Origin of the sequence: Phocaeicola faecalis (genome assembly GCF_021730445.1) — a bacterium.
Taxonomy (GTDB): Bacteria; Bacteroidota; Bacteroidia; order Bacteroidales; family Bacteroidaceae; genus Phocaeicola; species Phocaeicola faecalis.
Genome location: NZ_JADNRM010000001.1, coordinates 101563 through 126183, shown reverse-complemented (window position 1 = coordinate 126183; position 24621 = coordinate 101563). Strand labels below are relative to the sequence as shown.

Sequence of the window (24621 nt, the reverse complement as noted above, 5' to 3'; positions counted from 1 at the left end):
AATAATGTGTGTTTTGTATAACCTTAATTTATAAGTATGATTAATTCAGAGGTCTTTATTATTAAGAGAGATGGTAAAAAAGAAGCTTTCTCTCTTGATAAAATTAAAAATGCGATAGCCAAAGCATTTTTGTCAGTAGGAAGTTTTGCTACTCAGGAGGTGATTACTACTGTATTGAGTCGCGTGAGTGTCAGCGATGGGACGAGTGTGGAAGAAATCCAGAATCAGGTGGAGGTGGCTTTGATGGCCGAACATTATTACAGTGTTGCCAAGGCGTATATGTTGTATCGCCAGAAACATTTGGAGGATCGTGAGGTGAGGGATAAACTGAAGTTTTTGCTTGACTATTGTGATGCTTCCAATCCGGCAACCGGCAGTAAATATGATGCGAATGCCAATGTGGAGAATAAGAATATTGCTACACTGATAGGGGAGTTACCCAAATCAAATTTCATTCGTCTCAACCGTCGTCTGTTGACCGACCGTTTGAAAGACATGTATGGAAAGGAACTGTCCGACCGTTATCTGGAACTTCTGAATCATCACTTTATTTATAAAAATGATGAAACCAATCTGGCCAATTATTGTGCCAGCATTACTATGTATCCTTGGTTGAATAATGGGACAATGGCAGTGGGAGGTAACTCTACGGCTCCCACTAACCTGAAATCTTTCTGTGGTGGGTTCATCAATATGGTTTTTATTGTATCCAGCATGTTGAGCGGCGCCTGTGCCACTCCGGAGTTCTTGATGTATATGAATTATTTCATAGGTCTGGAATATGGACAGGATTATTATATGCATTCGGATAAAATAGTCGATTTGTCTACCAAGCGAAGAACAATAGACAAGATTATTACCGACTGTTTCGAGCAAATAGTCTATTCTATCAACCAGCCTACAGGGGCGCGTAATTTTCAGGCGGTCTTTTGGAATGTAGCTTATTATGACAAGTATTACTTTGAAAGTCTTTTCGGCAACTTCTTTTTTCCCGATGGAAGCCAACCGGACTGGAATTCGCTAAGTTGGTTGCAGAAACGTTTCATGAAATGGTTTAATAAGGAACGCACGCGTACTGTTTTGACTTTTCCTGTAGAAACAATGGCGCTTTTGACTAAAGACGGTGATGTATTAGATAAGGAATATGGTGACTTTACGGCCGAGATGTATGCCGAAGGTCATTCTTTCTTTACTTATATGAGTGATAATGCGGATTCTTTAAGCAGTTGCTGTCGCCTTCGCAATGAGATACAAGACAATGGTTTCAGCTATACTTTGGGAGCGGGTGGGGTTTCTACAGGCTCAAAGAGTGTGCTGACTATCAATCTGAACCGTTGTATCCAGCATGCAGTAAAATCCGGCATCCTTTATCCGTTCTTTTTGGAAGAAGTGGTCGATTTGGTGCATAAAGTACAGTTGGCTTATAATGAGAACCTGAAACAGTTGCAGTCGAAAGGTATGTTGCCTTTGTTTGATGCCGGTTACATCAATATGAGCCGCCAATATCTGACTATCGGCGTGAATGGTTTGGTAGAAGCAGCGCAATTCATGGGTATTGAAATCAGTGATAATCCTAAGTATGAGGCGTTTGTGCAGGAAATTTTAGGAATGATTGAACGATATAATAAGAAGTACCGTACAAAGGATGTTTTGTTCAATTGCGAAATGATTCCTGCTGAGAATGTGGGAGTGAAGCATGCCAAATGGGATAAAGAAGCGGGATTCCAGACATTCCGCGAATGCTATAACAGTTACTTCTATATTGTAGAAGACAAGTCGTTGAATATTGTCGATAAATTCCGTCTGCATGGACGCCGCTATATAGAGCATTTGACGGGAGGCTCGGCTTTGCACATGAATCTGGAAGAACACCTTAGCAAAGAGCAATACAGACAGTTACTTAGAGTTGCCGCTACAGAAGGCTGTAATTACTTTACATTTAATATACCGAATACTATTTGCAATGAATGTAAGCATATTGATAAGAGATACTTGCATGAATGTCCCGAATGTCATAGTCGGAATGTGGATTATCTGACACGTGTTATCGGGTATATGAAGCGGATCAGTAATTTTTCTCAGGCAAGGCAGAAGGAGGCTGCGCAAAGATATTATGCTCCGTTACGTTGATTATGACATCGTATTTCAAGAAATTCCGGATGAAGTCACTCTAGCGATCAATCTCTCTAACTGTCCCAACAGATGCAAGGGCTGTCATAGCCCTCATTTGTTGGAAGATGTAGGAGAACCTTTGACAGAAGAAAGTCTTGGCCGCCTTTTACAGAAGTATGGAAAGGCGGTGACTTGCGTCTGTTTTATGGGAGGCGATGCCGAACCTTTCGAAGTGGAAAGTTTGGCAGGCTTTCTTCATCGGCAGTCTATCGCTTTGGTAAAGGTGGGCTGGTATTCGGGGAAGAATGAATTGCCGGAAGGTCTTTCCGTTCAGAACTTTGAATATATAAAGTTGGGACCGTATATTGAAAGGTTGGGTGGCTTGAAATCTCCTGATACCAATCAGCATTTATACAGAAGAGTGGGGGATGAGATGAAAGATATTACCTACCGGTTTTGGCGTATTTGAAAAAGAGGGTGTGTCGAAACGCTCATAACCTAAAAGTCACCCTCGCCACAGATAGTTGTGGCGAGGGTGACTTCGATAAAAGGGGAGTTTCGACACATCTCCTTTTCAAATGAATATATGAAGTAGGTTATGCTTCCGGCTGATAGCCTTCACCATTCTCCCATGCACTGTCGTCATTCCAGTTTTCATATAAATGGTTTACCCAGATTTGGCGAATCTCAGGATAACTGCCAAGAGGTTTCATATTACATCCGTCTTTAATACCGTGATCAGCTCCGGCTTGATCTATCGGGTGGCTTTCGAATGTTCTGTCTACTTTGAATCCTAATTTCTCCAAGCGTTCGCGCCAGCTGTATTCATTTGTATTAATCTCCACACTGCTTACATCATCGCCTTCGGCCATCGCTTCCAATCCCCAAAGGTCGTTGTGGGCATGGTCACCGGCAATTGACATGAAAGGTGCAAGATAAACTTTCACTTCTGATGGGTTCAGACCGTTCTTTTCGCAATAGTTCATCACCTTAGAATACATACAGTCGGGATATTTGGTTTTGTCAAATCCTTCTACAGGAATTCTATTCACCGGTTCTTCCTCTATTTCTTTCGGGAAGAAAAGCATGTCACCATAATCTACAGTACCTACAAAGATATTGTTATTGGCTGCCAGTCCCTGCAAAGCTTTTTCCATTTCAGAATACTTTGTGTTAGCATTGTAATTCTCATCCGGATTACCGTGTCCCATTAGAAGCACGATGCTGTTCTTGTCTGCCAATTTAGATTCATAATGCTTGTAAAGTATCTTTGCTACCTCTTTCGTATCTTCTGCACTGGAAAGAAGGTTGGCACCTTTCAGTACATCAATATGCGGATACCATTGAATCATAAAGTATTTTTTTATATCGGTATTCATCAATGAAAGATATTCTTCGCCCGGAATTACGTGCAATGACTGTACGGCTACACGTTTGTATCCTGCGCCGCCTATTGCTTTCAGCCATTGGTCCAATTCATAACGTGCTATGCCGGTAGATGCTTCTACGCGTCCGATACATGTGCGTGAAGTAAATGACATGTAAATATCCGTATTGGGGAATTTAGCCTGGAAATCCTCAATCACATCATCATAAACAGACAGGGACTCATTGTAGGTACTGCCAAAAGTACAGAGCAAAATGGCTGTGTCGTGTTGCTTGGTTCTGTTTACTACATCAACGGCAGGATTTACAGTACTTTCTTCATCATCATTGTCGCTACAGGAGCTGAATCCTGCGCAAGCTGCGGCAGCAACAAAAGCCGCCATCAGATAATACTTGAATTGTTTCATACGAATAAAAATTAATTTATAAATTGTTGGTTATTAATTGTTTTTGAATTTAATGAGGGCGGAGACATAAAAAGTTCTTCCGGGAGTTGATGTGGCACGATTCCGTCCGAAGGGAGTACGGTCTACATAGTCAAATACATTATCTACCCCGGCATTCATCGTTAATGACCACCGTTTCATTTTTAATAATGAGTGGGCCGTGTTGATACGCCAGGTTTGGAATCCGTCGGCATTATTATCATTTATATAACGGCGTGTAGACTGATATCTGCCATAGATGCCGATACCCAAACGATACAGTTTCCATGAATGTTGCCATAAGACATTTAAATTTGCATTATGGCTGGAAGTAGCATCAATAGGAAGATATTTCATATAGTCTATACCTGCATTGGGATATTGTGCTTTCGGGTCGGCATAACTATACCCTCCACCGATACTGAGAGATTTTGCAGGACGATAGTTGAAGGTGAAGTCCATACCATAAATACGTGCCTTTGTCAGATTCTTATATTGCTTGCTCTTTTCCACTTCAAGAAATTTTTCATCGGAAGTGACGGGAATTTCAACCAACTCAATCATGTTGTGGAGATAATTCATGTATCCGGTTACACTGGCCTGGAGTTTTTGCCCTACATACTCAATGCCGATTGAAACGTATTGTGAGGTTTGTGCTTTTAGACCGGTGTTGCCGTGATATGCAGTCAGGGCACCGCCTCCGATAACACCGGTATAATTATAATAAAGTTCTTTAATGGTGGGTGCTTTGTAGCCTAAGGCATAAGAAGCACGTAAATTAATATGTTCTCCGGGTTTATAAAGTCCTGATATTTTCGGACTGAAATTCAATCCTGTTTCCTTGTGTTGTGTTCCTCGTACCCCGGCAGTCAGAACCAGATTTTCTCTGGCTGTCCATTCCTCCTGTATATAAGCTGCCAATGTATAAACGGAAGCGCGGTCACCGTCAATGTGATGAGGTGATTCCAAATGGTTGTACTGATATTCGACTCCTGCATTTAAAATATGATTCTCTCCAAGATAAAACACACTTTTTATCTGGCCCAATATTTGTTTCTGGATGCTCTGTTTGATGCGTTGACCGGCAAAGTAGGTGATACGTTCATGGCGGTCATTGTCCAGAAAATAATCGGTATGCTCGTTTAGCTTATAGTCATAGAAGTAGCCGTATCTGCCATACGAGAGGTCTGCAGTCAGATAATTCCGTTTTCCTAATTTATATTTACTTCCTACTGCAAATGTATAGTTGCGATAATAAAAATCGTTGGTCTGGTATTTCCAAGGACCGTGTGTACGCATTACCCAACGTTCATAATAAGTGCCTTCAGCCGTGAGGCCCAGCTTGCGATTGACTTGCCATTCAATGTTCTCGGACAGGGTATAGTTTGAAGAACGGTTTACGGTCAACATGGTAGAGCCGGGTTTCAGTTGATTCTGATCCCACTGCAGGTCTGTATTCCGCCAACCGTCGGTATGCCGGAAATTGATGCCGGTTATAGATTTTATCTTTCCATAATTAAAGCCGAAACTGGTACTTTGACGTATATCACCATATTCACCTATGCGGGATGTATTGGTGAGCTCCATCTTTTCGCGGTTACGTTTGGTTATGATATTGATGACGCCGGCTATCGCGTCACTGCCATAAAGTGAAGAAGCGGCCCCTTTTACAATCTCTATGCGTTCTATATTGGCCGGATTTAATTGATTCAAGTCGTTTTGTCCTCCTACATCACCATTCATTCTTTTTCCATTTATCATGATCAGGATATAGTCATTGTTCAATCCGTTCAGCTGGATATGGCTTCCCATATCACCGTCACGAAAGGTCAGTGAAGGACTAAGGCCACTGAGCAGATCGTCTATACTGCGTGCCTGATATTGCTCCAAAGCTTTGCCGGTTATGACTTCGGTCTGTACGGGGGCATCTTTCAGATAATGTTCAGTGCCTGTACCCGTGACAACCACTTCATCCAATAAAATGGACAATTCTTTATCGTCTTTATCTTTGAGAATGCTTTGGGCACTTGCAATTTGTGTACCTAATAGTAGAATGGCAGGAAATAAATACCTCATATTATGTTTTATTTAATTTATAAAATAAAACATCAAGTTTCCCTCTGATAAAGAGGAATGCCACAAAGGAATAGACGTCGGAAAACGCTTGTTCGAATGGACACATACTTCTAATCCTGGAAGCTTGGTGTTTATTGTTCAACAGACTTAGCAGGTATTCTGGCTTTCCTCTGATTGGAAACCTTCCCATTTCTTCAAATGAAACAGTGGCTTTGGACTATCCAACCAACATAATGAGGATTTACAGCTGCAGGTACAGCCCCGGATTTACACTGGGTTCCCTTGCACCGGGCTATGTGATAGCCCGATTACTAATTCTGTTGCAAAGATATAGGTTTATTTTATATTATCTTCGATAAGTCTTTGATTTTTTTAGCTTTTAAATTTTAAAGACAAACTGATATAGAATGAACGTCCGGGGCTGAGAGTTGCATAATTGCTGTTATAAGGACGGTCGTCCGTATAATCGAACAGGTTTTCTATACCACATCCGGGTTCTATGATTACCGATTTTAAGTTGAAAGAATGGCGTGTGTTTAAATCCCACAATTGATAGTCGGGAGCATAGCCATAACTTTTAGAGAAACGCTTGCTGTTGATGCGACCGTTCAAATTTATATTCAACCGGTATATCTTCCATGAATGCGCCCATTGGGCATTGATATTGTATGCGTTTTTAATGCTTTTGTCGATGGGCTGTTCCAACTCCACGTCTTGGGTATTGAGATGAGTGTATCCTCCGCTTATATTGAACCCGGCACCTAGGTATGCGTTGGCGGATACATTGATTCCGCGGACTTTAGCCTCCGCTATATTGTCACGTTGACGAACTTCCTTATGACCGTATTGCTCCATAGCTTCGTCTCCCGTGGCAATCGTATTATAATCTATCATGTCACGAATCTTATTGTAAAAGGCATTGACTGATACAGAAAAACGCTCATGTACATACTCTGCACTCAATGAGAAATAATCATTCTTTTCCGGCTTCAAATCCAGATTCCCTATTGTCAACCTGTCATTCTTTTTAGCTATATCGGTGGCATAGAGTTCAGACAGGGTAGGGGTTCGGAAACCTGATGCGTAGGATGCACGGAAATTGAATTTACCGGGTTTATACATCAGTGCTACATTGGGAGTGGCATGATTTTTGAAGTTTTCGTGATAAATGTAACGTACGCCAATCAAGGCCTGCAGGTTTCTCAGTAACTTTATTTCATCCTGTGCGAACAAGGCCAGTGTATAGGCATCTTCTTTGGCTATATTGTCCGTTTGACTTTTCAAGACATCCACGATATATTCTGTGCCGACTGAAAGTTTGTGCCGGCCACCTAACTTGAAGATACCTTTTATGTTAAGATTGTGGTTGCGGGTCCGTTTGCGCACTTGCTCTTCACCTGCTTTCCCATCATAGGTTTTATTGTCTTTAAAAAAACAATAAGAGGAAGAAAAATGGTCGGCATAATAGTCTGCGGTAATATAATTCCCTTTACTTATCATGTATTGGGTACCAATGCCATAATTAAAGGTTTCATGCAATATGTTGTAGTCGTATGCTTCATAAGGGCGGCGTGTCTTGTTGTCATAATATCCGCCGCGGGCATAAAAGGAGAGTTTGTCGGTAGCATCGAAAGTGAATTTTTGATTGACAGTATTTGCATAGAAGCCTGTAGAAGCCACTTTTCCGGTTTCTTCCAGTTCATGAGTCTTTGAGCTCTCCTCGTATGGATTCAGTTGCCATCCCTCGGCCTGCTGACGACGGTAAGAGGTATAGGAGCCGAACTTGCCGGTATTGACATCTGCGTTTACGGACTGGGTAAAACGTCCTTTACTGGCATAACGGGTATCGCTGGAAACATGAATCGCATTTTTTGCATCATCAGTAATAATGTTGATTACTCCTCCGATAGCATTTGTTCCGTAAAGAGCGGAAGAGGCACCGTTCAATATTTCAATACGTTTGATTTTGGCCACATTGATTCGGGCGTAAGTATCATCTCCATACAGGCGTTTGCCATTCTCCAGGAAAATGAAATAATCATCAGGCAATCCATTCAGACTCAATGTCGTACCCATGCCGTTGGTCATACTTGAGAAAGACGGGGTGAGCTTTTGTAGGGCCTCGTCCAGCGATGTTACACCGGCATTGCTTAAGTCCTTTGCTGTGATGACCGAAACAGGCACGGGACTGTCCGTCATGCGGTGGTGTGTTCCTGTACCGGTTACCACTACCTGGCCTATATTGGTAAAACTGTCTTGTAGCTTGATAAGAAGATTTTTTTCACCCCCTTTTGTGGTGACCGATTGGGGTGTGTAACTGACATGCGTGATTCTTAACACATGTTTTCCATCAGGAAGATTGTTGATATTAAACTCGCCTTTACCGTTTGTGGTGCATCCTGAAAGGCTTTGGTCGATACGGATATTGGCTCCCACTACAGGTTCGCCGGTATCGGCACTCACAATTTTCCCACTGATACCGGCTTGTGCCAGTACATCAATAGCCAGACAGCTTAAAGTGACGGCTGTCAATAATACTTTTACTTTCATCGAAGAAAGAATTTAAGAATTAATAATTAGCTTTCCTGGCCCCGGGAGAGCATGATTATCTATGTTCGGATTTGGCAGGTTTCCTGGCTTCACCCTGAAAAGCGCCTTCCCATTTCTTCATTTTCGAAACAGTGGCATAGCGAGAGTTGCTTTTCATCAGATGGGGTTTCACAGTAGCGGGCACTGCTTCGGATTCTACAACCGAATTCCCTTTTATACAGATAGAGAAAAAATACCTGTATCACCAAATCGGGAGCAAAGGTAGACAATTATTTTATATATGCTTTAAGATTCGTCACAAAATGGCGGCAAAACTTCAATTGCATTTCAAAGATATTATTCACTTGATAAATGAGATTATGCATTAATCAGTGATTCGAATTTTGATAATTTGCAATTTACATTATCTTTGCATCCGTTTATTTGTCCGGAGGTGGGGTCCGGCTTCATCTGAGTTATCACTGTATGGAATATAAGGATATGGAAGCGAGCACTTCGCTTTATCAAATATTAAAATAATGAGACATATGAGACGCATTTATACACGTACCGGAGATAAGGGCATGACAGGGATTCATGGTGGGGAGCGGATACCCAAGGACGATATCCGTATTGAAACCAATGGATGCATTGATGAATTGAATGCCGTTATAGGAATAATACGTTCACTTTTACCGCAGGAGCACGAGTGGCAATCCTTGCTTTTTACCATCCAGAAAAATATGATGGCGGTGATGAGTCATGTGGCTACGCCATCCGCCATCCGTAGTGAAAACTCCAATATCTTGCCTGACAATTTATGCTCTTATTGTGAGGAGGTAATGGACCGGTTGATGGAACAGATGGAGGATAATGGTTATTTTATTCTTCCCGGAGGAACGGCCGTATCAGCACAGTTGCAGTTTGCAAGGACTGTAGCGCGCCGTGCCGAGCGGCGATTATGGACATTGCATAAACAAGATCCGTTACCGTCCATCCTGCTCCAATATATGAACCGTTTGTCTGATTTGTTTTTTGTCATGGCCCGTTATGAGATGCAACAGCAGAACTGGGCGGAAGAAAAATGGCAGTCCTTTGCCTATAAAAGAAAAAAGAAAGAGTGACAGAAAGAAATTCTACCCGATTATGTTGACCGGAACAGGCTGTGCTATTTGTAAAAGTGTCATTGCCCTGCCTTATGCCGTATCTTGTAATGCTTTTGACTGTCTTGCCGTATGTTATAACCCTATTGTAATGGAAAGGGCGGGCTGTATTTCTACAATAAAGTTGCGAGAGACTGATTTGGTGAAATAGATTAGGCTGTAGTGTCTTGACAAACAGTCCACTACAGCCTAATTCAATCATAAGCTAAATAATCTTACGCTTCTTCCACTGCTGCCTGCGCCGCTGCTAATCTGGCAATAGGTACGCGGAACGGAGAACATGATACATAATTCAAACCAACTTTGTGGCAGAATTTAACAGATGAAGGTTCACCTCCATGTTCACCACAGATACCGCATTTCAAGTCGGGACGAACAGAACGGCCTTTATCCACAGCCATTTCAATCAGTTGGCCTACACCGTTTTGGTCAAGTACCTGGAATGGGTCTACTTTCAGAATCTTCTTTTCAAGATATACCGGCAAGAATGAAGCGATGTCATCACGAGAGTAACCGAAAGTCATCTGAGTAAGGTCATTTGTACCGAATGAGAAGTATTCTGCACGGCTGGCAATGCGGTTTGCAGTCAGCGCAGCACGTGGAATCTCAATCATGGTACCTACCTTGAACGGAATTTCCATTCCTTCTCTTTCAAACAACTCGGCAGCAGCATCACGAATCACTTTTTCCTGAGCTTCAAATTCATACAAGATACCGGTCAGAGGAACCATGATTTCGGGATGTGGGTCATAACCTTCTTTCTTCAGTTCAATGGCAGCACCTAAGATAGCCTGAGTCTGCATCTCTGTGATACATGGATATGTGTTACCCAAACGGCAACCACGATGACCCAACATCGGATTATGCTCGCATAAGCTTTCTACACGCTTCTGGATTTCCTGTACGGTTACACCCATAGCCTGAGCCATTTCTTCCTGTCCCTTCAAATCGTGGGGAACAAATTCGTGCAAAGGAGGATCGAGTAAACGAACATTCACCGGACATCCGTCCATAGCCTTGAAAATACCCTTAAAGTCAGCCTTCTGGTAGGGGAGCAGTTTTGCCAATGCTTTTCTGCGTCCTGCTTCATCGGGAGCCAGAATCATTTCACGCATGGCAACAATCTTTTCTGCATCAAAGAACATGTGTTCTGTACGACAAAGACCGATACCGCATGCACCGAAACTGCGGGCTACTTCTGCATCGTGCGGAGTGTCGGCATTGGTGCGGACAACCAATTGAGTATATTTGTTGCAAAGATCCATCAGTGCGGCAAAGTCACCGGATACTTCCGCTGCTTTGGTTTCTACCTTACCTTTATATACCTCACCGGTAGTACCGTTCAAAGAGATGAAATCACCTTCTTTCAGAGTGACACCTTCTATTTCTACAGTACGGTTCTTGTAGTCTACATTGATAGCACCTGCACCGGATACACAGCATTTTCCCATACCGCGAGCTACAACGGCTGCGTGAGATGTCATACCGCCGCGTGCGGTTAAAATGCCTTGTGCCACGGCCATACCTGCCAAGTCCTCAGGAGATGTTTCAATACGCACCATTACCACTTTTTTACCATCTGCAGCCCATTTAGCAGCATCTTCGGCAAAGAATACAACCTGACCGGTAGCTGCACCCGGAGAAGCGGGCAAACCGCGAGTCAATACTTTGGCTTCTTTCAATGCCTGTTTGTCGAATACAGGATGGAGCAGTTCGTCCAGTTTATTGGGCTCACAACGTTTCAACGCTGTCTTTTCATCAATCATTCCCTGGCGCAACAAGTCCATGGCTATTTTTACCATAGCAGCACCGGTACGTTTACCGTTACGAGTCTGCAAGAACCACAGTTTTCCTTCTTGTACGGTAAATTCCATATCTTGCATATCGCGGTAATGGTCTTCCAATTTAGTCTGAAGTGCATCCAGTTCTTTGTAGATTTCCGGCATAGCTTCTTCCATAGAAGGATATTTGGCAACGCGTTCTTTTTCAGAGATACCCGCACGTTCGGCCCAGCGCTGAGAACCAATCTTGGTAATCTGTTGCGGAGTACGGATACCGGCAACAACGTCTTCACCTTGAGCGTTAATCAAATATTCGCCATTGAACAGGTCTTCACCGTTACCGGCATCGCGAGAGAAGCAAACCCCTGTTGCAGAAGTATCTCCCATATTACCGAATACCATTGCCTGAACGGTTACAGCAGTACCCCATTCTGCAGGAATGCCTTCCATTTTGCGGTAAAGAATAGCGCGTTCGTTCATCCAACTGCGGAATACGGCACAAACAGCACCCCAAAGTTGTTCGTAAGCGTTGGTCGGGAAGTCTTGACCGGTTTGTTCTTTAACGGCAGCTTTAAAGCGTTTTACCAATTCTTTAAGGTCTTCTACTTCCAATTCGTTATCCAGTTTCACACCTTTGGCTTCTTTTACCTCTTCGATAATAGCTTCAAATGGATCGATGTCGTCTTTGTTTACAGGTTTCATACCTAAAACAACGTCACCATACATCTGAACAAAACGACGGTAAGAATCCCATGCAAAGCGAGGACGACCGGTCTTGCGAGTCAAGCCTTCTACTACTTCATCATTCAAACCTAAGTTAAGGATGGTATCCATCATACCCGGCATAGAAGCACGAGCACCGGAACGTACAGAAACCAATAGGGGATTCTCTACATCACCAAATTTAGAATTCATCAGGCTTTCGATGTTGGCGATTGCTTTTTCAACATCTTCTTTGAGCAGTTCTACAACTTTATCTTTTCCTAAATCGTAATATTCTGTACACACTTCGGTAGTGATTGTGAAACCCGGAGGAACGGGTACACCAATCAGATTCATTTCAGCCAGGTTAGCACCTTTTCCACCAAGCAGCTCTCTCATGTCTGCTTTACCTTCAGCTTTTCCGTTTCCGAAGGTATAAACTCTTTTTTTCTCCATAAATAATGTATTTAAAGTTAACTCATTCAAAAATTGTAATCGCAAAACTATACATATTTTATTTATCTCCAAACGAATTAATGAAAAAATTTAGTGGAAATTGCAATTTCTACTTTGCAATTTCAATATATTCTGTTTTATAGGGAGAAATTCGAGGAAAATGCTTAAATTTGCCCCAAATTAACTTATTTAGAAAGTGGCAAGAAAGAAGAAAGAGCTCCCTCTATTAGAGAAGGTAACCATAACAGATGTAGCTGCCGAAGGTAAAGCTTTGGCGAAAGTAAATGATTTAGTAGTATTTGTGCCGTATGTTGTGCCCGGTGATGTGGTGGACTTGCAGGTGAAACGCAAGAAAAACCATTATGCGGAAGCGGTGGCAGTGAACTTCCATGAATATTCTCCTAAAAGAGCAGTACCGTTTTGTCAGCATTATGGTGTATGCGGTGGTTGTAAATGGCAGTGCTTGCCTTATGATGAACAAATAAAGTATAAACAAAAGCAGGTAACGGATAATTTGGTTCGCATCGGAAAGGTGGAATTACCGGAGATTTCTCCTATTCTGGGCTCTGCTAAAACGGAGTTCTACCGTAATAAATTGGAATTTACATTTTCAGACAAGCGTTGGCTGACCGAAGAGGAGGTTAAAGCAGATGTGAAGTATGATCAGATGAATGCGGTGGGTTTCCATATTCCGGGCGCATTCGACAAAGTGCTTGCCATTGAGAAATGTTGGTTGCAGGATGATATAACCAACCAGATTCGTAATGCTATCCGTGACTATGCTTATGAACACAATTATTCTTTCTTTAATCTTCGTTCGCAAGAGGGAATGCTCCGCAATCTGATGGTTCGTACATCGAGCACCGGAGAGTTGATGGTATTGTTTCAATGCAAAATAGTGGAAGAAAGCGAAATGGAACTGATGAAGCAATTATTGGCTTTTGTGGCCGATAAGTTTCCACAGATTACTTCCTTATTATATGTGGTCAACAATAAATGTAACGATACGATTAATGATTTAGATGTGGTGGTATTTAAAGGAAATGACCATATATTTGAAGAGATGGAAGGTTTGCGTTTCAAGGTCGGCCCGAAGTCTTTTTACCAAACCAATTCTGAACAAGCATATAATCTATATAAGGTAGCACGCAATTTTGCGGGGCTGACCGGGAACGAACTTGTTTATGACCTTTATACCGGAACCGGAACTATTGCAAATTTTGTGTCCCGACAGGCAAAGAAGGTGATTGGTATAGAGTATGTGCCGGAAGCGATTGAAGATGCTAAAGTAAATTCGGAAATAAACCATATTACCAATACATTGTTCTATGCGGGGGATATGAAAGATATTCTTACTCAGGATTTTATCAATGAGCATGGTCGTCCCGATGTCATCATTACCGACCCGCCACGTGCAGGTATGCACAATGATGTAATTGATACGATTCTGTTTGCCGAGCCCGAACGTATTGTTTATGTCAGTTGCAATCCGGCAACGCAGGCACGCGATTTGTCTTTACTGGATACTAAATACAGAGTGGCAGCCGTTCAACCGGTAGATATGTTCCCTCATACACACCATGTAGAGAATGTGGTTTTACTTGAAAAAAAATAATTATGTCAAGAGGTAGAAATAATAAGTCAGGCAGACCTGTTGCACGGGCAGCTGCCAAGTATACAATATATAATGTAAGTGAACCCGCTGAGCTGATGGATTTCTTGATGCAGAAAATGGCAGGAATTAGCCGTAGCAAAGTAAAAACAATGCTAACCAACCGGGTAATATTGGTAGACAATACGATTACCACACAATATAATTTTGCACTGACACCCGGTATGAAGGTTCAGGTGAGCAAAGCTAAAAACAACCGAGAGTTCAAAAATCCGATGTTAAAACTGGTATATGAGGATGCTTATATTATTGTAGTGGAAAAAAAAGAAGGACTGCTTTCGGTCAGCACTGAGCATCAAAAGGAGCGTACTGCGCAACATATCCTGAATGAATACGTAAAACGCTCGCATCGTAATAACCGCGTATTTGTTGTTCATCGGTTAGATCGTGAAACATCGGGGCTGATGATGTATGCCAAGGATGAAAAGACACAGAACACATTGCGCGATAATTGGCAGGATATTGTCACTGACCGTCGTTATGTGGCTATTGTTTCGGGAGAGATGGAGAAAGATGGAGGGACTGTTGAATCGTGGCTGACCGATCATAAACTATACGTCAGCTCTAGTCCTTATGACGATGGAGAGGGAAAATATGCCGTTACACATTATAGAACCATAAAGCGTGCGAATGGTTATTCTCTGGTGGAGTTGGAACTGGAAACAGGACGTAAAAATCAGATTCGCGTTCACATGTCAGAGCTAGGCCATCCGGTAATCGGAGATGAACGGTATGGCAGTGAGTGCAATCCGTTAGGTCGATTGGCACTACATGCTTTCAAGCTCTGTTTTTATCATCCTGTAACAGGTGAAGTGATGCAGTTTGAAACTCCATATCCGACTAATTTTAAGACTTTAATGCTAAAAAAATAACCTACAAATAAGTCTCTGGAAGCCTTAATAAATCTAGAGAATGAATTTTTTTACAACAGCCGCCACACCGTCTTCTTCATTGGAGGCGGTGATGAAGTCGGCATTTTGCCTTACTATATCTTGGGCATTTGCCATTGCTACTCCCAATCCGGCATATTTTATCATTGAGATATCATTAAATCCGTCACCTATCGCTATGAGTTCTTCTTGCTTCTTGCCTAATTCTTTTAATAGGACAGAAAGAGCTTGTGCCTTATCAATTCCTTTGGGGACCAATTCCAAGAAATAAGCTTCTGAACGATAAATCCCCAATAGCTCTTTTAAGTCATTATACATTTCATTTTCCATGGCAGCAAGTTTAACCGGTTCACCTACAATCATGCATTTTCCAACAGGAAACTTGATGGCCAATAGGAAGTTGTCGACTTTTTTGATTGTCATAACATTTAGCAATGCAAGCTTTTGTACGTATTCATCATCAGGATTTTCGGTAATGACAAACTCATTATGATAAGTGATGATGGTAAAACCGTATTTCTTTGCATAGTTGTATAAAAATGGAATAACGGAGTGGTCAAGCAGGTTTTCGTACATCACTTCTCCTGTTTGCCAATTGATGATTCTTCCTCCGTTATAAGAAAGAATGTATCCACCGTATTCTCTCAGACAAAGATGCTCGGCAATGGGAGCAACCCCATAGGTAGGACGCCCTGTTGCCAATATTATTTTCACTCCTTTTTGTTGGGCTTCAATAATGGCTTGTCGTGTGTAAGGAGTAATCTCTTTTTTGGTATTAGTCAGTGTTCCGTCTAAATCTAATGCCAGTAATTTATACTTCATAAAAGTGCTTAAGGTGAATTTTGAGACAAATATAAGAAATATCGTTTATTATTTGCTACATTTGCTATAAATAACAAGAATTATGGAACTGATTTTAATAATAATTGTCCTCATATTGCTGATTGCCAATTTGGTAGTTACACTTACTAAAAATAACCGTTTGCAAACGGAACGTTTAGAATCATTGCTTCACGAAGAAATGAAAGCAAATAGAGAAGAGCTGGGGCGTAGCATCCGTGAACTTCGTTCAGAACTGAACCAGGCTTTAAATTTTTCTGTTGGACAAATGCAAGATACCTTGCATAAAAATTTGCTCACAGGCAATGAAATGCAACGGGAAAAGTTTGAAGCAATGGGAAAACAGCAAGATGCGCTCATAAAGAGTACGGAAAAACGATTGGATGATATGCGTATAATGGTGGAAGAAAAACTGCAGAAGACATTGAATGAACGAATCGGCCAATCATTCGAAATTGTTCGTACTCAGCTGGAAAATGTACAGAAAGGGTTAGGAGAGATGAAAAGTCTGGCGCAAGATGTGGGCGGATTAAAGAAAGTATTAAGCAATGTAAAAACACGTGGCACCTTCGGAGAGGTGCAATTAGGGGCTTTACTTGACCAAATGCTGAGTCCTGAACAGTATGAAGCCAATGTAAAAACTAAAAAGAACGCTACGGAATTTGTTGAATTCGCCATTAAATTACCCGGGAAAGAGGATAGTAATGAAGTTGTCTATTTACCGGTTGATGCCAAATTTCCAAAGGATATCTATGAACAGTACCAAGATGCTTACGAAGCCGGTGATACTGCATTAATAGATACTTCTTCACGACAATTGGAAATAACGATAAAGAAAATGGCAAAAGATATTCATGACAAATATGTAGATCCGCCATTTACAACAGATTTTGCCATCATGTTTTTGCCATTTGAAAACATTTATGCGGAAGTGATTCGCCGGACATCATTGGTAGAGACATTGCAAAAGGAGTTTAAGATTGTAGTAACGGGACCAACTACATTAGGAGCTATTCTTAACAGTCTGCAAATGGGATTCCGTACATTGGCTATTCAAAAACGTACAAGTGAAGTATGGAATGTGCTTGGAGCCGTTAAAACGGAGTTCGGCAAGTTTGGTGGCCTGTTGGAGAAGGTTCAGAAAAATTTGCAGAGTGCCGGCGACCAACTGGAAGAGGTGATGGGCAAACGTACCCGAGCTATTGAACGCAAGCTAAGACAAGTGGAAGCACTTCCGGCAGAGGATAGCCAGAAGATGCTGCATTTGCCCGAACTAATGGAAGATGAAGATGATTGATATATAAAAAGCGGAGGATAAAAATATGAGTATGACATGGGATTTTATTTTAAGGCTGTTTGTAGCAGGAGCACTTGGTGCTGTTATCGGATTGGATAGGGAATATCGTGCCAAAGAAGCTGGTTATCGCACTCATTTTCTTGTGTCACTGGGAAGTGCACTAATAATGATTGTTTCGCAATATGGATTTATGGAAGTTATAAAGATAGAGGGGATAGATTTAGATCCAAGCCGTGTGGCTGCACAAGTGGTGAGCGGTATCGGTTTTATTGGTGCCGGAACTATCATTTTTCAGAAACAGATTGTGCGTGGATTGACAACGGCTGCCGGTATATGGGCTACGTCAGGTATCGGATTGGCAGTAGGAGCCGGAATGTATTGGCTGGGAATCTCGGCCACTATTCTTACTCTAATAGGTTTGGAGGCATTGAGCTATCTTTTTAAGAGTATCGGTATGAAGAGTTCCATGGTTGAGTTTTCAACAGACAACAAGGAAACATTGAATAAAATGGCAAAAAAGTTCAATTCAAAAGATTATAATATAGTGTCTTATCAGCTGGAAGAAAAAACTGTGGGCGAACTGACCACTTACTATGTCACGATGGTAATAAAGTCTAAAAAATACAATGATGAAGGTATGTTACTGACTTTATTGCAGGATTTTCATGACATAACAGTACATAGAATTGAATAAATACCAATAAAGACTTTCTCTATCAATCTGTCCTTGGAAATTTCATGTTTCTAAGGACAGATTTTTTATATAAAGACTTACCTAATATATTTTTCTTTTGTTTTCTTATCAGTAATAATTTGTGAATAGATAGAAAAAATAATTTATATCATATTATTTAATGAAAACGACTTTTATTCATGACGTATTAGTATACATAATCACGGATATTTTGTAGACAACATCGTTTACTGTTAAAATATTAAAACAAATTCTATTTAGAAGATCATCATATATACTTTTATAAGTACTTTTACATCTTCTATAGAAGATACATTTTAAATATTGCACATTTATATTATGAGAACAAGAGTTAATGTTATACATACGTTTTTATATGGGATATCAAACCTTTATCTAAAATCCATCCTATCTACTTTTATTTTTATCGGATATATCAATCCTTTTCTTCTATAAAAAACGTGCTTATGCTCTAATTTAAAATGATTTATTATGTATAATGACACATAACATATAATAAGCATTCATAAAAAAGAGGTTTAAGATTAAGCATAAATCCGCTTGATTTTAAATAAAATGCATGAAATTGATTTAGTTCCATGTTGGGGGAATGTATGCCTTGTTTTAGCATAATAATTTAAGTCATTAGTGAATTAAAATTAGACACTGCCAGACTGTCATTTCTTGAAAAAATGTGTATGAACAATGCTTTTTTATACTATTAGCTACTCTTTGTATATTTATTTTTTTCTGCTGATTTAAATTTGTAACATCTGCATTTTCTATTTATCAATTTGAAATACCTTTTTTACAATTATTAATGTCGTGATTTACGATTCCTCACAAGGAATCCTTGTTGTAGTTCGATTCTGTTGACGTTATCACACATTATATTAGTTTTAAACGTATACCGTGCGTGTGCACTAAAGATTCGTTCCCCACCCCATCAAATATGAGTTGGTTAGGGCTCTGTAGGCTCTGGCCATTATAAAAAACAGGACTTTATAAAACAATTATTGGTTCAATTAAAAATAATCTAAAATGAAATATATTTTATACCTCCTCATAACGATGTTCGGAACGATATCTTATGCTCATACACTTCAATCTTCGTATATCCATAATACAGTAAATAATGCAAAAACGTATGATATACAGAAAGATGCGAATGGATTTATGTGGTTTTTGCATGATGATGGCATAAACCGTTTTGATGGAAAAAATTTAAAGCAGTATATATTAGACACTCAAGATGCATTCTTATTTTTGGATAGTCATAATATAATGAAAGGGATTTCATTAAATGGCAACCTATTCTATTATGATGCATACTTGGATCGTTATAAAATGGAACGGAATTTAGGAAAGATAGACCATATCTATGGCGTTAATAATAATCATCTTTGGTTTGGATATCAGGACAAACTATACCTCTATAATCTGGATACAAAGAAAACGTATAGTTTTATGCTCTCAATTGGGCATGTTTATGCTCTATCAGCTATTTCTAATGATGAATATTTTATTGGAACTTCAGTAGGCCTATTTCATTTCTATTATAAAAATGGCAAACTGAAACTTGTTAAAATGGATCTGTCTGATGGAAAATGCCGGAATATAGAATGTTTATATTATGACAAAATAAAGCGGAGGCTTTTCATTCAAGATAGAGCTACCGGAATAAATGTTTATGATTGGAATACAAAAGAGCTTCTCTGTATAAAAACGAATATTCTTTCTTCAGAAATTACATGTATTCATTCTTTTGATAAACAATATATCATGATTGTTACCAATAAGGCAGCTATTTATCTCATGAATATTTCTGATTATACATATTTCTTATATACTAATATGGATATTTATAATAATGGAAATACGCATCAAATAAGAGATGTTTGGGTAGATGAACAAAAGCGTATATGGATGGCCGATTATAAAACAGGAGTGATAATGATTGATGAGATTTTGATAGAATATAAGAAATATAGAGATTTAAACCAAGCATCACCTTCATCGCCTATTTCAGTTATACATAGTTCCCATTGTATAGATGAAACCGGATATCATCCCGAAAATAAGGTATATACAGCTATTATTAATGATGAACCGTTTGTATGGAATGAGTGCAAGATGTGTAATAGAAAATACACCCCTATATATTTAGACGAGTTGTTTATTCATGGGCATCCGGTACATGTAGGCATGGATAATTCTCCCTTGAAACAGTCTTTGCAATACACAAAGATCTTAAAGTTATCATATAGAGAGAATACTTTTACAATTAAAGCAATTTCACCTATGTATGATTATTCACCACAATTATTGTATACTTGGAAATTAGAGAATGGAGATTGGAGCGTTCCGTCGATTGATGGAACTATTACTTGCCATAACCTTCATCCGGGGATACATCATATTCATATCAGGACACTGTCGGCAGAAACTGGAACTTTGGTAGCGCAGCGTAATATTAAAGTGATTGTTCACCCACCTTTCTGGAGGACAAGTGGTATATACATAATGTGTAGTCTTGTATCATGTTTTTTGGGGTGGAGCCTATTAAAGAAAATTAATCCGGCATCAGTGCAGGCCTCAATAGAAATATTGGATGATAAAGAAGAATTAGATAATTCTGCTACAAATCCTGAAGATATCGAATTTATAGAAAAGGTTGACAGTTTTTTAGAGGAAAATATTAGTATATCGAAAGTTAATATAGATTTAATAGCTCAGAGTATACCTATGAGCCGAAGTGCCTTTTATAATAAAATGAGAGCTATAACTCAAATGGCTCCCAAAGATTATATTCTTCGTTATAAAATGAGAAAAGCTGTTGATATGTTATTGTCTGGAGAAGACATTCAAATTAACGAAATGAATTATCAGTTAGGATTTTCTGATGCAAAATATTTTAGTTCAGTTTTTAAGAAACACTATGGTATATCTCCATCGGATTATAAAAAGATACATAAAAAGACGAAACATAGATAATGTAATATGATAAAAGGTAGTTGGTAAATATTCTAGTATGGAGGATGTCTTTTTTAGAGAACAATCCTCCATATTATATTAGAAGATATCATATCAAGCTTTTAGCCGCATGATAAATTTACTGCCTTTACCTAATTCACTCTGTACGGTCAATGTTCCATTATGTGCTTCCACAAAGTCACGGGAAATGGAAAGTCCCAAACCGCTTCCTTGTACTTTTGTTCCGGGGACGCGGAAATAATGATCAAAGATACTTTTATGATAACGCGGATCTATTCCTTTCCCGAAATCCTGCACATACATTTCAATGTAATTGTCATCGGTTTGATGGGCGCCGATTACTACATGTCCATTTTCCGGTGAGTAGCGGATAGCATTGGAAAGCAAATTAGTCAGAACCCATGCAATCTTTTCACTGTCGATAAATAATTTGCCTACTTTATCTTCCGGATATTCTACTTCTATCTGGATATTGAATTTCTCTGCTTGTACGCGATTGGCTTTAATGGCATATTCTATTAATTCAATAGGTTTGGTTATTTTCGGTTTAAGTTGTAATTTCCCTGATTCTACCTGGGTCATATTCAGTAGCTCTCCGGTGATACTCAGCAGACGTTCACTATTTTCTTTTATGCTACTTGCCAAATCTTCCTGTTCGTTGTTCAGTGTACCTACGCGTTTATCTTCCAATAGCTGGAGACTCATCATGATGGCTGATATAGGCGTTTTGAGTTCATGCGAAATGGTAGAGATAAAAGTAGTCTTTGCGGAATCGAGTTCTTTGAATTCCGTTATATTTTTTAGCATAATGACGTATCCTCTTTTTTCTGGTATCATATCGTCTTTACTGGGTTGAGTGATACTTATATATTTTACTTGAAAGAAACTTTCTTTATCGTCAGCATATATTTTCAATGGTTCTTTTTTACTTTTGTCATCTACTGTTTGCTGTGACGGGATATCTATTAGTTCGCGAACCAATCTGCGGAGTAAGTCATTACGCATCGAGATTTCTTGAGCTGAACGTCTTATCACATCCTCTCTTTTCAAGTTGAGTACATTTAAGGCTTCATCATTGATAAAAAGAATTTCCATTTCGTTATTCAAGCCAATGATGGGTTCATTGATACTGTTAATAATAGTTTCCATGTATTTTTTAGCGGCCATCATCTCAGAAAGAGTACTGGCATGATATTCCTCCAGCCGTTTAGCCATTCGGTTGAAGTTCTTTGATACTTCAGCAAATTCCTGGTTGTCATTTAAGTCAAGGCGCTTTCCGTAATTATGATTTGCTATTTCCTGAATACCGTTTGTTATTTCTTTAATAGGTTTATTGATGGATGCGGGAAGGCGCAACCATATACCGATACCTACGCAAATACATGCTGCCCCTACAATGGAAATCCATAATAATGCTCTTTGCAATCCCGGGCCGGCAGCAGGACTATCAGGGTCTGTTGCTGTCAATATTTGTAGATTCACTACTGACAGGACAACCAATAATACAATCATAGCTACCAGTATGCCGATAATAAGGGTAAGTTTTGTTTTTATATTCATAGACTTTATTTTTTATGCAAGTATAATCAAATCTATATCCATCTGTGCCAAAGATGCTAGAAATTTTTTGTATTTCGAAATACAGAATAGGGTAGAAGGCATTTTAAATGCCGGTTGCCCCATGCATATTGTTGTAATCTGCTTCTCTTGGCAAGCTTTTATAATTTCATCTAAAATATTCGCAGACGCCACTTGTAGTACTTCACCTCCCAGTTCTGTAACCAATTTAAAATGATTTAATAAATGTCGCTGACTGGCAAGGTTAATGCGTTCTGTGCTTTCCACCGGCGTTTGCACATAAAGGGCAAAGAATACAGTACTATAGCGAGAAGCCAGCCGTGCTGCTTTACGGATGATATGTCGTGGTGTTTTCTCATTGCTACTGATACAGGCAAGAAACTTTTCATGACGCACTCCTTTGTCAATAGAAACGATTTCATTCTCCACTTTTTTCTCAACTCTGAAAGCGACTTCCTTAAGGGCTAATTCGCGTAACTGAAGGATATTCTCAGTCTTGAAAAAGTTATTCAATGCCAGTTCTATTTTTTCAGGACGGTATATTTTTCCGGCTTTCAGACGGTTGATTAATTCTTCGGCAGTAAGGTCAATATTTACCACTTCATCAGCTTCTTGCAATACTTTGTCAGGAATACGCTCTTTAACTTCTATACCGGCAATTCCTTTCACTTCTTCATTCAGGCTTTCGATGTGTTGGATATTGACAGCAGAAATGATATTGATTCCTGCGTCCAACAGTTCCATAACATCCTGCCAACGTTTTTCATTGCGACTGCCTTCTATATTGGTATGTGCTAATTCATCTACAATGACCAATTCGGGATGTAACTGGAGGATAGAGTCCAAATCCATTTCTTCAATCTCTTTTCCTTTATAAAATACTTTTTTGCGAGGAATAATTGCCAACTCTTCCAATAAAGCTTCCGTTCCGGCTCTTCCATGTGTTTCTATATAACCGATTTGGACGTCAACACCATTTTCCTGCATTTCATGTGCTTCTTGCAGCATTCGGTAACTCTTTCCTACACCGGCTATCATCCCAATGTAGATTTTGAACTTTCCACGTCTTGAACGCTTGATTAAATCCAAAAAGTGTTTTACGTTTTCTTCTTTTTCCATTTTATCTTTATAGCATATTATCTCTTATCTGAGAGAAAGACAAATTGTGTACCAGAATAGGAACTACCTATGAATCAATTGTTTATTTAATTTCTGCTATTGTTCCCTTTTCATTTTGAAAAGGATATTGCCAAAATGGAAGGGTAGTAAAACAAGTACAGACCAAATTGCCGGAAGGAATTTTTGTTGATATGGTTTTCCATAATTTATGTGTTATGATGACAGTATTATTATCGAAAGCAAAGGTAAGATTTATAAGTTGGAAATAGGTGAATAAAAACTCCTATTTTATAGTTGTTCTAACTTTCAAAGATAGTATCTTTGTTCCTCGTCCAAACAAAAAACAATCCTTATGGAAAAAGATGATAGAAAGTGGGAGGTTATAGAAAGTGAATACCTCATTAAGCGCCCTTGGCTAACAGCCCGCCGGGACCGGGTGAAACTTCCTACGGGAGTAGAAATCCCTGAGTATTATATTTTGGAATACCCTGATTGGGTAAATGTCATTGCCATTACTTGCGAAGGGCAATTTGTGATGGTTCGCCAATATCGTCATGGGATTCGGGAAACCCGATATGAAATATGTGCCGGAGTATGTGAGGCAGGAGAGGAGCCGCTTGTTTCCGCCCAACGTGAACTATATGAAGAAACCGGTTATGGCAATGGAAGCTGGAGCAAACTAATGACAATTTCCGGTAATGCCAGCACCATGACTAATATGACTCATTGTTATCTGGCTACAGATGTGGAACCCATATCGACTCAGCATTTGGAAGATACGGAAGATTTAAGTATGCATTTACTCAGCCGGGAAGAAGTAAAAACATTATTAGTGAATGATGAAGTGAAACAGGCATTGATGGCTGCTCCGCTTTGGAAATATTTTGCATTGTATGATGGAGAATAA

General features: G+C 39.7%; 16 protein-coding genes and 2 riboswitches. Of the genes, 9 read left to right on the top strand and 7 right to left on the bottom strand.

Translation table 11 applies throughout. The features are described 5' to 3' along the window. Positions 1 to 36: 36 nt before the first annotated feature. Positions 37 to 2130, top strand: coding sequence for an anaerobic ribonucleoside-triphosphate reductase (gene nrdD, locus IR173_RS00605; protein WP_237037767.1), 2094 nt, complete (start codon positions 37 to 39; stop codon positions 2128 to 2130). Then, the gene (gene nrdG, locus IR173_RS00600) at positions 2114 to 2581 is read left to right on the top strand and encodes an anaerobic ribonucleoside-triphosphate reductase activating protein (protein WP_237037766.1); all 468 of its coding nucleotides are present in this window, start codon (positions 2114 to 2116) and stop codon (positions 2579 to 2581) included. The genes nrdD and nrdG overlap by 17 nt, the downstream gene beginning before the upstream one ends. A gap of 127 nt (positions 2582 to 2708) precedes the next feature. Here the strand turns inward: nrdG and IR173_RS00595 are convergent, their stop codons facing one another. The 3 genes from IR173_RS00595 to IR173_RS00585 form a co-directional block, all read right to left on the bottom strand. Continuing rightward, positions 2709 to 3905: a sirohydrochlorin cobaltochelatase gene (locus tag IR173_RS00595; RefSeq protein WP_237037765.1), complete on the bottom strand. Its 1197-nt coding sequence runs from the start codon at positions 3903 to 3905 to the stop codon at positions 2709 to 2711. A gap of 33 nt (positions 3906 to 3938) precedes the next feature. After that, positions 3939 to 5999 carry a TonB-dependent receptor plug domain-containing protein gene (locus IR173_RS00590; RefSeq protein WP_237037764.1) on the bottom strand — a complete coding sequence of 687 codons (2061 nt, stop codon included), beginning with the start codon at positions 5997 to 5999 and terminating at the stop codon, positions 3939 to 3941. 132 nt (positions 6000 to 6131) lie between these two features. Continuing rightward, positions 6132 to 6330: riboswitch (cobalamin riboswitch) on the bottom strand. Positions 6331 to 6371: 41 nt separating this feature from the next. Continuing rightward, positions 6372 to 8549, bottom strand: coding sequence for a TonB-dependent receptor (locus IR173_RS00585; protein WP_237037763.1), 2178 nt, complete (start codon positions 8547 to 8549; stop codon positions 6372 to 6374). Between the two features lie 56 nt (positions 8550 to 8605). Beyond that, a riboswitch (cobalamin riboswitch) is annotated at positions 8606 to 8813 on the bottom strand. A gap of 263 nt (positions 8814 to 9076) precedes the next feature. On the opposite strand from IR173_RS00585, the gene IR173_RS00580 reads away from it, so the two are divergent. Then, a complete protein-coding gene (locus IR173_RS00580) occupies positions 9077 to 9652 on the top strand; it encodes a cob(I)yrinic acid a,c-diamide adenosyltransferase (RefSeq protein ID WP_237037762.1) in 576 nt (191 codons plus the stop codon). Between the two features lie 254 nt (positions 9653 to 9906). Here IR173_RS00580 and ppdK read toward each other — a convergent pair whose 3' ends face one another. After that, on the bottom strand, positions 9907 to 12630 hold the full coding sequence (gene ppdK, locus IR173_RS00575) for a pyruvate, phosphate dikinase (protein ID WP_237037761.1): 2724 nt from the start codon (positions 12628 to 12630) through the stop codon (positions 9907 to 9909). A 196-nt stretch (positions 12631 to 12826) separates the two neighbouring features. Between ppdK and rlmD the strand changes: the two genes are divergently transcribed. After that, positions 12827 to 14245, top strand: a complete 1419-nt coding sequence (rlmD, locus tag IR173_RS00570) for a 23S rRNA (uracil(1939)-C(5))-methyltransferase RlmD (RefSeq protein WP_237037760.1) — start codon at positions 12827 to 12829, stop codon at positions 14243 to 14245. A 2-nt stretch (positions 14246 to 14247) separates the two neighbouring features. Beyond that, positions 14248 to 15174 carry an RluA family pseudouridine synthase gene (locus tag IR173_RS00565; protein ID WP_237037759.1) on the top strand — a complete coding sequence of 309 codons (927 nt, stop codon included), beginning with the start codon at positions 14248 to 14250 and terminating at the stop codon, positions 15172 to 15174. Between the two features lie 33 nt (positions 15175 to 15207). On the opposite strand, the gene IR173_RS00560 is transcribed toward IR173_RS00565, so the two are convergent. Further along, positions 15208 to 16014: a Cof-type HAD-IIB family hydrolase gene (locus IR173_RS00560; protein ID WP_237037758.1), complete on the bottom strand. Its 807-nt coding sequence runs from the start codon at positions 16012 to 16014 to the stop codon at positions 15208 to 15210. Between the two features lie 82 nt (positions 16015 to 16096). Here IR173_RS00560 and IR173_RS00555 point away from each other — a divergent pair, with 82 nt between their 5' ends. From IR173_RS00555 to IR173_RS00545, 3 genes are all read left to right on the top strand, one after another. After that, positions 16097 to 17329 carry a DNA recombination protein RmuC gene (locus IR173_RS00555; protein ID WP_237037757.1) on the top strand — a complete coding sequence of 411 codons (1233 nt, stop codon included), beginning with the start codon at positions 16097 to 16099 and terminating at the stop codon, positions 17327 to 17329. A gap of 25 nt (positions 17330 to 17354) precedes the next feature. Next, a complete protein-coding gene (locus tag IR173_RS00550) occupies positions 17355 to 18023 on the top strand; it encodes an MgtC/SapB family protein (protein ID WP_237037756.1) in 669 nt (222 codons plus the stop codon). 1041 nt (positions 18024 to 19064) lie between these two features. Beyond that, positions 19065 to 21017 carry a helix-turn-helix transcriptional regulator gene (locus IR173_RS00545; RefSeq protein ID WP_237037755.1) on the top strand — a complete coding sequence of 651 codons (1953 nt, stop codon included), beginning with the start codon at positions 19065 to 19067 and terminating at the stop codon, positions 21015 to 21017. Between the two features lie 93 nt (positions 21018 to 21110). On the opposite strand, the gene IR173_RS00540 is transcribed toward IR173_RS00545, so the two are convergent. Further along, entirely contained in the window at positions 21111 to 22577 is a 1467-nt protein-coding gene (locus IR173_RS00540; protein WP_237037754.1) for a HAMP domain-containing sensor histidine kinase, read from the bottom strand. Positions 22578 to 22589: 12 nt separating this feature from the next. Beyond that, entirely contained in the window at positions 22590 to 23714 is a 1125-nt protein-coding gene (locus IR173_RS00535) for a sensor protein KdpD (RefSeq protein WP_237037753.1), read from the bottom strand. Positions 23715 to 24066: 352 nt separating this feature from the next. Here IR173_RS00535 and IR173_RS00530 point away from each other — a divergent pair, with 352 nt between their 5' ends. Beyond that, a complete protein-coding gene (locus IR173_RS00530) occupies positions 24067 to 24621 on the top strand; it encodes an NUDIX hydrolase (RefSeq protein WP_237037752.1) in 555 nt (184 codons plus the stop codon).